The organism is Novipirellula galeiformis, from assembly GCF_007860095.1.
In the GTDB taxonomy this organism is placed as follows: domain Bacteria; phylum Planctomycetota; class Planctomycetia; order Pirellulales; family Pirellulaceae; genus Novipirellula; species Novipirellula galeiformis.
The window spans coordinates 501,529-513,074 of sequence record NZ_SJPT01000001.1 but is presented as its reverse complement, the minus strand read 5'-3'; the positions used below and the strand labels follow the sequence as shown (position 1 = coordinate 513,074).

The window sequence follows — 11,546 nt, the reverse complement described above, 5'->3', positions numbered from 1 at the left end:
TAAACCGTTACTACGCGCCTCGGCGCACTATGGTTTCGATAACAGGAGCAAGTTTTACAGAAAGCAAGTGAGCGCTTTCCACTTAGCACTTGGGGCAAATCAACACGCTAAGCAGAATACGGATACATGCCAACATCATGAATGAGCCATCTCGAAAAAGTCGAATCATCGAGTTTCTACTCGAAGAAGACGGGCCGACCGCAGTCGAATACGCTGTGATGCTTGCTCTCATCATTGCCGTCTGCATCAGCTCGGTCTCGGTCATGGCGACCAAGACACAAGAGAGCTTCGTCTCCTCGGGAGATGCGATCACCGGCGCATTCGGTAGCTAAAGAGCCCCGTGCGAAGTCACGTCTTCGCCCTACGGATAAAACGCGATGAACCTCAAGCAATTTTCGTCGAACTCGACTCGCAGATACGTTGTCGCCGATGGTCACGTTCAAGGCGCCATTCTACGCCGCGTCGGACTCTATGCGTTCGCTGCCATTTTGTATTACTGCGTCGTATTTTGCTTTACCGTTTTCGGCTCTCATCCCGAGGGCACAGTGACGGACCAGATTTTGCTTTGTTTGGATGACGCGATTTCTTGGATCCCAGGTCTGTTGGTGATCTTGCCGATTGCCGCCTACGATCTGCTCGCGACCACCAATCGATTCGCCGGTCCGATCTGTCGATTGCGAGGCGAATTGCAACGGTTGATCGAGGGGCAAAGCCCGCAGCCGTTAAATTTTCGTGAAAACGATCACTGGACCGATATCGCTGAATTGTTCAACCAGGTCCGCGAAGAACTACTCGAATTGCGAGCTCAATCGAGTCCAGACGTTGAACCGCGATCGCCCAAGAGTGCTCCCAAGGAAGTCGCGGACGTGCTGATCTAGAACCGCCATCGGCCCCTACAATCGCCGTATGCGGCTAAATATGCCATACTCGCGGTCATTCTTCTAAACGCCCCAACGCGACCGTGGACAAGACTGCATGGAATTGCTCGAAAAATCGTTCCGCGCGGATCGTTGTGTTCTCGATCTCGAAGCATCGGGTCTCGACGATGCCTTGGCTAAGATTGCCGACGAACTCACGCGCCGCGGGATATTGACCCCGGATCAGCGTGACCCTCTCGTCTCGCAGCTTTTACAACGCGAACGAAGTGCTGCGACGGCGATCGGACAAGCCGTTGCGGTCCCTCACGCTTACAGCGAAGTGTTGACCGAACCGCTGGTTGCCTTCGCTCGTCTGAGTCACCCGATCAATGCCGGCGCGTTGGACGGTGTCGGCGTCTCCTACGTATTCATGTTGGTCGGTCCCGAAAAGGCGGCACGACAACATATCGATACGCTCGCGGCCATCGCCCGTTTGATGAGCGACTCGGAAGCTCGCTATGAGCTTCGCCACGCAAAGGACGCCACGGACCTTGCCGAAGCCTTTCTCCATTTCAAAGCTCGAGTCGCCCCGAGCGAAGAACCTCGTGAAACCGATTTTCACAAAGACGAGATGCATTGGACGGGGCGATTTGCGGGCGGGTTGCGTGACGATCTTCGCCGCCGGCTACCATCCTACGTCTCCGATTTCCGCGACGGTTTGCACGCCAAGAGCATCGCGTCGATCATGTTTCTGTTCTTCGCGTGCTTGGCCCCCACGGTCACCTTTGGCGGCATTATCGGAGTGGCCACCCACGGCCAAATCGGGGCCGTGGAAACGATTCTGGCGACCGCCATCGGCGGCATCCTCTACGCACTGTTCTCGGGGCAACCGCTCAATATCATCGGGACCACCGGCCCGTTACTCGTTTTTATCACGACGCTCTACGGCTTGTGCGTGCAACTTCAATTGCCATTTTTACCGACCTACGCTTGCGTCAGCTTGTGGGCCGGCGGATTGACGCTGTTGTTCGCTGTGACCGACGCCAGCGTCCTGATGCGTTTTTTCACACGGTTTACCGATGAAATCTTTGCCGCGTTGATTTCGCTGATCTACATCTACGAGGCGATCGCATCACTGGCCCGAGAGTCACAAGACATCAACGACGTTGCGAACCCATCGCACGCGTTACTAACGCTGCTCTTGGCGCTGGGCACGTTGTACCTCGCAATGAACCTACAAGCGTTTCGACGCAGCCGATTCTTGTTTCCTTGGATGCGAGAACTGCTGGGCGACTTCGGCCCTACGATTGCCTTAGTAGCGATGAGCGCGGTCGCAATCTGGCTCAACAACGTGCAACTCGCCAAACTCGATATTCCCAGCCAATTCGCTCCCTCGCTGCATGAGGGTCGCGACTGGTTTGTCAATCCAATGGATGCCCCGGTGTGGGTTTGGTTCGCTTCGGCAATCCCTGGACTGCTCGGCGCCGTGCTGATCTATCTCGACCAAAACATTACCGCTCGCTTGGTGAACAGCCCCGACCATCGACTGCAGAAAGGCCCAGCCTACCACTGGGACTTGGGCGTGATTGGGATTTTGACCGCGGTGTTCAGTCTGTTCGGACTGCCGTGGTTGGTCGCCGCTACCGTGCGATCGCTAAACCATGTTCGCAGCTTGGCCGACGTTGAAGAAGTGGTGACCCGTAGCGGCGATCGACGCGACCGTGTGATCCATGTTCGCGAAACACGGCTGACCGGATTGGCGATTCACATGGGCATCGGAGGCTCGTTAATTGCCTTGTCATTGCTGAAGATGGTTCCGATGGCGGTGCTCTACGGGGTTTTCCTATTCATGGGATTAGTCTCGATGAAAGGCAACCAATTCCTGGAACGCTTGGCGCTGTTTCCGATGGAAAGCAGCCTGTATCCTCAAACGCACTACATGCGACGCGTTCCGCAGCGGACCGTCCACCTTTATACCACCCTCCAAATCACTTGTTTGGCGGTCCTGTGGATCATCAAGAGCAGCGCCATCGCGATCCTGTTTCCGCTATTCATCACGCTGCTGGTGCCGATTCGCATCGTCGCCGGTCGCTTTTTCAAGCCCGAACACCTCGCCGCACTCGACGCCGCTGAAACGCCTAACGAATCGTCGAGCAGTCTACCGGGCTAAGCGCATTTAAAAAAACGCGGGATTCAAATCGCCGCTGCGTTCCCCAGAACGTGGCCCACCGCGAACGCGACGGTAGCGACATCAAAATTGAAAATGCTCTAATTCGACCGTTTTGCTTGCTGAAATCGGACGGTTCGCACTGGGCTGCTAAAACTCCGGTTTTGACGCGGGATTTGCTTTAATTCCAAGGGGCGTTTCCATCACGCCTCGTTTCGACTTACGCCAACGGCGTTGAACAACCTTGTCCAGGGTAACGTCTTGCGAGCGCAGCGAGTAAGCCGCAACCCTAGGTTGCGATCGCCCGCGTCTTTCCCGTCGCACCGCCACTCAAAGGAGTGAATAAAGCAGAACAGCTTTAACCGGTCGAAAACCAGCCATATATTTGAATCCTAACGACCGTGACCAAACGTGTCACTCGAGGTGGTACACTACGTTCACCCATGCGGCAAATCCAAGCACGAAAATGATTTATTTTCGCCAAATTTGTCGCACATCGCACTTCGAAATATACCGATGCCAGAACGTTTGCTCGCGAAAAGTGTTGAAGGAACCGATCTTTATCAACATGCCACATTGCAACAGCACCTTACAGATGTCTTCGATTCAGCAATCGGTATCATCAGCGCGAGCGGACACGATCAATTGTCAGCGTTTGGACTGGCGCCGAGTCAGTGGCAGGACCGTTTTCGTCAGACCGTACTTTTGGCTGCAGCGATCCACGATTTAGGTAAAGCCAACAATCAGTTCCAGCAAATGATCGGAGGAAATCCGCAGCAACAGGCGGTTCGTCACGAATGGATTTCGGTTTGGCTGGCTGAGCAACCCGCTGTGAAAGCTTGGCTCTTGCCTGCCGTTGACGGCTGTCAGCGATGCTGGCACGTCGCGATGGCAGCCGTTGCGGGACATCATCCGAAACACGGTAGATGCTCACCGAAGATGGATGAATTCAATAGCGAGCCAATTGAAGTCTTTGTCGAACACCGGGATTTTCACGCTTGTCTATTGCAGATCCAAGCGCAGTTTGGGCTTAACAAACCGCCCTCTCAAATACCATCCATTCTTTTTGGTGGCGTTAAAGACCATAAAAGCCCTGTCCAGTTCTGTGCAATGGTTGAGCGGCTTACCGATTTTTTCATTAACGAAATCAATTCCGATCCTACGTGGCGACGGTTTTGTGCATGTGCGAAAGCTTGTCTTGTCGCCAGCGACGTCGCTGGGTCCGCTTTGTGGGAACACATCGACACCGCGCCGCAGCGACAAAGTTGGATCGCTGAAACTTTGAATCGACGCCCAGCACCAGGAGAAATCGATTCGATCGTGACCAATCGCCTCGGAAGCCATTCCCCACGTGAATTCCAAAAAGCGATTGCCGATTCTGACGCCAGTATTACGCTGGTCGAAGCGGGATGCGGTAGCGGCAAAACAGTCGCCGCCTATATGTGGGCCAACCAACAACAGACTGGGCGGCGGCTATGGTTTTGCTACCCAACGACTGGCACCGCAACAGCAGGGTTTCAAAGCTATCTATTGGAAGCGGAAACAAATGATCCGTCCAAGCAATCGGTCATCGATGGGGCGGATTTGTTTCATAGTCGCCAGCAATACGACAAGCTGCAGATACTCGGGACGCGAGAACTCGACGACAACGTCGATGATGCCTCAGTGCGAGTCGAATCGCTCAAGGCTTGGGACACAAAAATCGTTGCTTGCACAGTTGATTCACTGCTCTTGATTCTGCAAAACCAACGACGCGGCTTGTATTCCTGGCCCGCAATTTCGCAGTCAGCAATCGTGTTTGATGAGGTTCATTCTTATGACGATGTGCTGTTCGGAAATCTATTAACGTTTCTCCGTGAGCTGCCCGGGATCCCGGTGCTCCTGATGACGGCGAGTCTTCCGATATCCCGTCGAGAAGCCATTGAAAAAGCTGCCAAGAAAGCCAAGCGGAGCTTTCGCTGTGTTCCTGGGCCGAGAGATCTGGAGCAACTGCCTCGATACTTTCGCCATGAGTCAGACGTGTCGTTTACACGAGAGGATGCAATAGAGCTTGTTCGCGACGAGTTTGATTCCGGTGGACGCGTGCTCTGGATCAGCAACACGGTCGAACGAACCCGAAAACTCGGCATCGAACTCGCTGATTGCAATGCCAGTGTCTACCACAGTCGTTTCATTTACAAAGATCGAGTTGACCGACACAACGAAGTGACCGCCATGTTTGATTCGCACGACGGTGGCTGTGCCACGACGAGTCAAGTCGCCGAAATGTCATTGGATCTGAAGCACGCGACCTTGCTTGTCACCGAGCTTGCGCCGATTCCCGCACTGATCCAAAGACTCGGGCGACTCAATCGTGCGATCCACCCAGGACAACCCGAGGAGGAACGTCCACCTCGACCATTCGTCGTAATCAAACCAGTACGAGACGACGGTGAATTTTCCTCGGCACCGTATGACGAAATTGATCTTGAACTGGCGCGAGCATGGTTGAGCAGGTTGGGCGAGGAGCCAATCTCTCAATCGCAACTCGTCGACGCTTGGCGAGCGATCGACACCACGAGCAAGGTTAAAGCCGAAATAAGCGGTTGGCTCACTGGCGGGATGGAAACCCTCGTCGACTCGATTCGCGCCGCCGGATACGGAGTTACCGTGATTCGCGAAAACGATTTGCCAGATGTTAAACGCAATCGTTCAGTCGTCGCCTACACGCTACCCATGAACTATCCCGTCAGTGACAACTGGAGACTGAATAACTTTCGACAGGGAGGTTTTCCTGTCGCGTCAGAAACCGCAATCGATTATTGCCCCAAAACTGGTGCCGTCTGGAGCACGTTCGTGATTTTTTGACCGCCGAAGGTCTTTACGCCTTCTGGGCTTCATAACATGAACCTTGACAACCGAATTGCAGGTACTCGACACATGTATAAATCAAACCAAGGATTGCTGAACCTGATGCAATTAATTGAACTCTCGTTCCCAGCGTTGGGACAATCTCCAATCCCGGCTGACCATGGCTATGCGTTGTTGGGAGCGGTCACTCAATTAATCCCAACTGTTCACGGTGGTAACGGGTTTGCGTTGGCCCCTATCCCAGGTCGACAAGTCGGCGGGCGGCAGATGGCGTTGACAAGGTCTAGCCGCTTGATCGTTCGCACAACGGTCGATCGTGTTGGCGAGTTTCTTCCGCTCGCAGGCAAGCAGATTTCGCTAGCTGGACGCTCTATCACCCTTGGCGTTCCTACAGTCCAGCAAATCGCCCCCGCTTCGCAATTGCGTGCTCGACTGGTAACGATCAAAGGTTTTTTTGCACCAACGGAATTTACGGAAGCCGTACAGAGACAACTCGACAAACTAGAAATTGCGGGGGCGGAGATCAGCGTTGGGCGACAACGAACGATTCGCGTCAAACAGAACGAAATCCTCGGTTTCGAGACGACGTTATCCAAACTCGACGATGAGTCTTCGCTAAAAGTGCTCGCCGACGGAATCGGTGGGCGGCGGCATATGGGGTGTGGCGTATTTGTTCCTTGCCAGGAGACCAGTGATGTCCAAGATAGCTAAATTGAAAACTGCACCTCCAGATCATTTGGAAGTCAGCCTGTTTGATCCTGAGATGGACCTATTACTTCGCGCGGGAATCGGCGGATTGGCAACAACGTTGCTTTGGATCGAACGTTCGATTCAGAGCGAACAATGCGATGACGATGAAATCCCGGCGTCTTGGGTTGATCAAGGTGTTCCATGGAAATTGCATTCAGACAAAATACTTTTAAATTTCGTTGATCCAGGAAAAGTCGAAGATGTTTTCAAGCCCATTTTCCGGATTGCCTTCGGTTTGAACGAGCGAGCCATCGACTTGCCAACGACCTATATTGGCAAACAACCACAATCAGTGCGAATCAATCTTCAACGCGGATTGATGCTGACATTTCTGCAGCACGGAAAGACGCGTACCGGTGACAAAAAAGACTCAGATCTCAACCTCGATATCGACGGTAAACCGTATCAATTCAGTACACGATGCATTGACTGGTACAAGCACCAAGACGGCTACCAAGATTTAGTTAACAAAAAGAGCGGAACGTTATCGAAAAAAACTGCCGAGCTTCCTGGAACGCTCTATCCAGGTGCAGCCGTACGACACAATGGATTCGCGGGGCAAACGAAGTACGAAGGTAGCGTGTCGCAACTGCTGGCTGCATATTTCGCCCCAATCGGAACGTTGGCTTTGCCGATCAACCGTGGCTCTGCCGTATTGCTGGTGCCGGATGTACAAGATCTGCTGCTGTTCGCTGACAACCGACGCAAGATCACACCTCTGAGTTACCGGGATTGTCTGATCGGCGGCAGCGGCGACGCAGTTTTACAACTCTACGCTCGGCTGCGAGGCGATGACACGCAACAAAAACTTGCCGTCGCCTCCGTGACGGCGTTTGTGTTCCGACCCACTGCTTGGGCCAGCCAACAGAAATCGCGAGTTGCTGCCGACAAGATCGAGCCGCTGGACGCCCGACGACTAGAAATATTCCGTTACGCAAAAGATTACTTTGCACCTCGGAAAGCCTCTCGAAAAGTGACCGAGAAAACCGGCAAAGGCAAATTGGCCAAGTCTACCGAACGCGACGAGTTCTTTTGGAGTGATAGTATCGTGCGGCCTTTAATCGCTGACAATTTGGCTCATCGTCGCGATTGGTTTGCTGGATTTACAAAACTGTTTGTTGACCGCGATCCGGCAAACGGAAAACCATTTCGTGATCGCTTGCCTTTTGAACGAACAGGATTGATAAACATGATCAAAGCAGACGTCTGGGACAAGCCTGGACAGATGGCCCTAATCGGAGCCGTCCATCACGCGCTACGTGGACGATACGGACAAATTGCCAGCGAAACGGCAAATCAGAAAGCCGCCATGCAAAATCGGTTTCGCGGCGAATACGATCGTTGGCGGCTGGCCTTTTCCGGCGCGAAAACAGCCGACCAATTCCGCCATTCAATTTGCGATCTGTTTAGCCGAGTGCCAGCAAACAAAGAGTTGCAAGCGAACTGGACCGACGTGCTTCCGTGGCTAGACGAATCCGGTTGGCAGCACGCACGCGACTTAGCGTTATTGGCGTTAGCGAGTTACCAAGGTAAAGGAGCGAAGGAACTCGCTGCGGTGGCTGAAGCATCAGAGGCAGGGGATTCATTGACCACATAAGCGAAATCACAATCTAAATTATCATTTCAATTTTCAAGGAACCTTATTAAATGACTCTGCATATTTTTGCCAATATTGTCACCGATTATGGAACCGCCGCGAACAACCGCGGTGAAACCGAAGGTAACACAACCACGCTGCAAAAACTAATTTGGAAAGGTGCTGTTCACACCACCGTCAGCGCTGAAGCAATACGGTTTGAAACACGAAAACATCTCGCCGCGATGGAGCCCGGCGGCACGAACCGAACTTGGAACGAGGACACGCGAACCAACGACTGGCAAAAACCTGGTTTCGATGGCTGGGGTAAGAAAGGTGGTGATACGTTCATCGACGATGACCTGCTTGGATACATGTCAGCGGAAGCCGCGAAGGAAGAAGGCAAAGCTGGATCGGCAAAGGTGCGTCGTGCCGTTTTAGAAGTTACTCGTGCGGTCAGTCTAACACCATGGCCTGGCGACACGACCTTTAACGCCGCTTCACCTGGCGCAACGCCATCAGCCGCAAAAAAGGGCAATAATCCGGTTCCCTATGGGGCGGAAATTCATGCGACTCGCTATCAATACGGGATCGCAATGACCCCTGATCGTCTGAGACAAAGCGATCGTGCAACCAAAGCACTGCAAGCGATTGCGAACCTTCGAACCGTCGCAGGAAACCACGGCCGATTCTTGTTCGACTTTTCCCCTGCTGCGATTGTGTTTCGAGTAACTGAAGATCCTGCACCGCGTTTGCTGTATTGCTTCGGGACTCCGGATGCAGGCCATACGCTGTCGGCGGACGAACTCGTCCGTCGTGTGCGATCGGGCGACATCGAGGCAAGTGAATTGATCATTGGCGGTGAATTAGCCACTACGGATTCTGGCAAAGCTTTAGCCGAACTGGGGGCGGACGTAAAGGAAGGCATCAAAGCGGCCACGCAAGCAGTTTGTGATCGCGTCGCGACGGTGTCGGCATGATTGGATTGTATGTGACCGTGCCCATTGCGTCGTTTCGTCGCGGTGCGGCTCGCGAGTATTGGGAAACGCTCCCGCTTCCCGCCCCCTCGACGGTTTACGGTTTCCTACTGTCGATGGTTGGTGAAGTCGATCGTGAACGTCATATCGGTGCTCGTTGCACAGCGGGCGTGATCGGCCATCCTCACGAGAGTACCGTTCTGCGCAAATTATGGCGAATTAAAGATAAGAAACTCGGATTGGGAAACGGCGCGAATGTGCGTCCGGATTACCAAGAACTTTTGACCGATGTCCGTCTAGTCATTTGGCTGGACTCAAGTGAAGAAGAACAGCCAGCCGTCGGCACATTGCAGCAACGAGTGGCCGAGTCCTTGACAAACGATGGCCGCCATCGCATCACGCGTTTCGGTGGACTGAGCTTGGGGGAAAGCACGCATATGGTCGACGAAGTATTGCCGATCGAGCGTGCTCCAGAGCTGGCTGACGAATCGGTTCGTTTGTTCCTGCTCGACAAGAGTGGGAACTTCACGCTTCCTGTTTGGGTCGATCACGTCGGTTCTTCCGGCACACGAAACGCCTTGGGGCGTTTGATGGACGCAAATTTCGAACCTCCCAATGTCGAGAGATTACCTCAAATCAAAAATCCAATGATGGTCACAAACAAATGACCGCCAATTTGGATTCTAACGACACCGTTGCTGCTCCCGAGGAACCGCCGATTCGGGTGATGGCTTTGCATGCGCTGTTGTATTGTGAACGGCTGTTTTACTTGGAAGAGGTCGAAGGACTATACGAAGCCGATGAACGAGTATACGCGGGGAGGCGATTACACGAGGAACGGGTTCCGAAACTCGACGATGACTCGCGAGAACTGCGGTCGTTCGAGGTCTCCTCGGAGTCGCTCGGATTGTTCGGAAAAGTCGATGCAGCGCGCATCCGCGATGGCGACTGGGTCGCCTACGAACACAAGAAGGGACGCTGCAAACGAGTGAGTAGTAGTGACAAAACTCCGATGGCTTGGCCCAGTGACCGGTTGCAAGTTGCTGCCTATGCAATGCTGCTCGAAGAACAACTCGGACAAACAGTCACCCAAGGTCGGATTCGCTATCACCAAGACAACGTGACTGTTCGCGTGCCCATTGACGATTTGATTCGAGCAGAAGTTCGTGCCGCCGTCGAGATGATGCGCAGGCTTCGTCGCTCGGGCGATCGACCGCCCGTGTCGGACAATGAAAAACTTTGCCGTCGATGCAGTCTACGTGTTATCTGTCTTCCCGAGGAAGAACGCATTACCGTTCAACCTGAGGGTGCGCGGGATCGCGCGACGTTGTTTCCCTCCCGACGAGATCGCCGCACGTTGCACGTGACCACCGTGCCCGCGACTGTCAAACGATCGGCGAGGCAATTGCATGTCGAAACCGATGAGGGCACCAAGAAAATCCCAATGGAACAAGTCGATGCAGTGGTGCTCTATGGAGGTGCGCAAATCACTTCGCAAGCCATCGCGGCCTGTGTCCACGAAAAGGTCGCAGTTCAGTGGGTGACCACTGGCGGACGGGTCACTGGCATGGTGGAAACGCCAGGCCGAGTCCGGCAGCGAATCCGACAATACACCGCACTTACGCAATCAGACATTTGTTTGCAGTTGGCTCGCGTGACCGTCGTGGCAAAAATTCAGTTTCAGCTCCAGTATTTATTGCGAGGCACACGCGGCAACGAAATTGCTCGCGCTGCAGCGCAAGCGGATATTGAGATGATTCGCCGCGCCGTCTCACGAGCGGAAAAGTCGGAATCGCTCGATTCGCTACGAGGCGAGGAAGGCATCGCGGCACGTCACTATTTTTCGTCTTTCAATCAACTGCTTTCTGATCGTGTTGCCGCATCCCTTCGCATGAACGGTCGCACCAAACACCCGCCCCGAGACCGACTGAACTGTTTGCTTTCATACGGCTATTCGATGATTTTTGGGCTTGTCCAGCGGACGATATTGGCGATTGGACTTGAACCGGCATTCGGCTATTTTCATCAACCACGAACAACCGCGCCACCGCTAGTGATGGACGTGATGGAGTTGTTCCGTACGCTACTCTGGGAAATGCCGCTCGTGGGCAGTCTCAACCGAGGCCAATGGGACGAAACTTCTGATTTTGAAATTTACCCAGGGCACGTTTGGCTATCCGATGAAGGCCGCAAGAAAGCGATTACTCTATTTGAAACACGTTTGACCGAATCCTATCGCCACCCGTACACCGACCAGTCTTTAGAGTACGGTCGGATGGTGGAATTAGAACTGCGTCTGCTTGAGAAGGAGTGGAGTGGTAGCAGCGGTGCGTTTGGTCAGCTTCGAATCCGATAGAACAGACTGCCTA

Annotated in this window: 9 protein-coding genes; all 9 read left to right on the top strand. The window is 53.6% G+C overall.

The window, feature by feature from the left end; all coding sequences use genetic code 11:
- Nucleotides 1-137 precede the first annotated feature (137 nt).
- Nucleotides 138-332 (top strand): Flp family type IVb pilin, encoded by a 195-nt coding sequence (locus Pla52o_RS01760; protein ID WP_146592862.1) that lies wholly within the window; start codon nucleotides 138-140, stop codon nucleotides 330-332.
- Between the two features lie 45 nt (nucleotides 333-377).
- Nucleotides 378-878, top strand: a complete 501-nt coding sequence (locus Pla52o_RS01755) for a hypothetical protein (RefSeq protein WP_146592861.1) — start codon at nucleotides 378-380, stop codon at nucleotides 876-878.
- A gap of 97 nt (nucleotides 879-975) precedes the next feature.
- The gene (locus tag Pla52o_RS01750; protein WP_146592860.1) at nucleotides 976-3,027 is read left to right on the top strand and encodes a PTS sugar transporter subunit IIA; all 2,052 of its coding nucleotides are present in this window, start codon (nucleotides 976-978) and stop codon (nucleotides 3,025-3,027) included.
- A gap of 513 nt (nucleotides 3,028-3,540) precedes the next feature.
- Entirely contained in the window at nucleotides 3,541-5,871 is a 2,331-nt protein-coding gene (gene cas3 / locus Pla52o_RS01745; RefSeq protein WP_146592859.1) for a CRISPR-associated helicase Cas3', read from the top strand.
- A 72-nt stretch (nucleotides 5,872-5,943) separates the two neighbouring features.
- Nucleotides 5,944-6,585, top strand: coding sequence for a type I-MYXAN CRISPR-associated protein Cas6/Cmx6 (gene cas6, locus Pla52o_RS01740; protein ID WP_197168937.1), 642 nt, complete (start codon nucleotides 5,944-5,946; stop codon nucleotides 6,583-6,585).
- Nucleotides 6,569-8,221, top strand: coding sequence for a type I-MYXAN CRISPR-associated Cas8a1/Cmx1 (cas8a1, locus tag Pla52o_RS01735; protein WP_146592857.1), 1,653 nt, complete (start codon nucleotides 6,569-6,571; stop codon nucleotides 8,219-8,221). Before cas6 ends, cas8a1 begins: the two co-directional genes overlap by 17 nt.
- A 50-nt stretch (nucleotides 8,222-8,271) precedes the next feature.
- Nucleotides 8,272-9,180: a type I-B CRISPR-associated protein Cas7/Cst2/DevR gene (gene cas7i, locus Pla52o_RS01730; RefSeq protein ID WP_146592856.1), complete on the top strand. Its 909-nt coding sequence runs from the start codon at nucleotides 8,272-8,274 to the stop codon at nucleotides 9,178-9,180.
- A complete protein-coding gene (gene cas5 / locus Pla52o_RS01725) occupies nucleotides 9,177-9,845 on the top strand; it encodes a type I-MYXAN CRISPR-associated protein Cas5/Cmx5/DevS (protein WP_146592855.1) in 669 nt (222 codons plus the stop codon). The genes cas7i and cas5 overlap by 4 nt, the downstream gene beginning before the upstream one ends.
- Nucleotides 9,842-11,533, top strand: coding sequence for a type I-MYXAN CRISPR-associated endonuclease Cas4/Cas1 (locus Pla52o_RS01720; RefSeq protein ID WP_146592854.1), 1,692 nt, complete (start codon nucleotides 9,842-9,844; stop codon nucleotides 11,531-11,533). The genes cas5 and Pla52o_RS01720 overlap by 4 nt, the downstream gene beginning before the upstream one ends.
- Nucleotides 11,534-11,546: the final 13 nt, after the last annotated feature.

Excerpts from the sequence above, each read along its gene's own strand:
- Pla52o_RS01760 (WP_146592862.1), top strand. The coding sequence starts at position 138 with ATGAATGAGCCATCTCGAAAAAGTCGAATCATCGAGTTTCTACTCGAA.
- Pla52o_RS01755 (WP_146592861.1), top strand. The coding sequence starts at position 378 with ATGAACCTCAAGCAATTTTCGTCGAACTCGACTCGCAGATACGTTGTC.
- Pla52o_RS01750 (WP_146592860.1), top strand. The coding sequence starts at position 976 with ATGGAATTGCTCGAAAAATCGTTCCGCGCGGATCGTTGTGTTCTCGAT.
- cas3 (WP_146592859.1), top strand. The coding sequence starts at position 3,541 with ATGCCAGAACGTTTGCTCGCGAAAAGTGTTGAAGGAACCGATCTTTAT.
- cas6 (WP_197168937.1), top strand. The coding sequence starts at position 5,944 with ATGTATAAATCAAACCAAGGATTGCTGAACCTGATGCAATTAATTGAA.
- cas8a1 (WP_146592857.1), top strand. The coding sequence starts at position 6,569 with ATGTCCAAGATAGCTAAATTGAAAACTGCACCTCCAGATCATTTGGAA.
- cas7i (WP_146592856.1), top strand. The coding sequence starts at position 8,272 with ATGACTCTGCATATTTTTGCCAATATTGTCACCGATTATGGAACCGCC.
- cas5 (WP_146592855.1), top strand. The coding sequence starts at position 9,177 with ATGATTGGATTGTATGTGACCGTGCCCATTGCGTCGTTTCGTCGCGGT.
- Pla52o_RS01720 (WP_146592854.1), top strand. The coding sequence starts at position 9,842 with ATGACCGCCAATTTGGATTCTAACGACACCGTTGCTGCTCCCGAGGAA.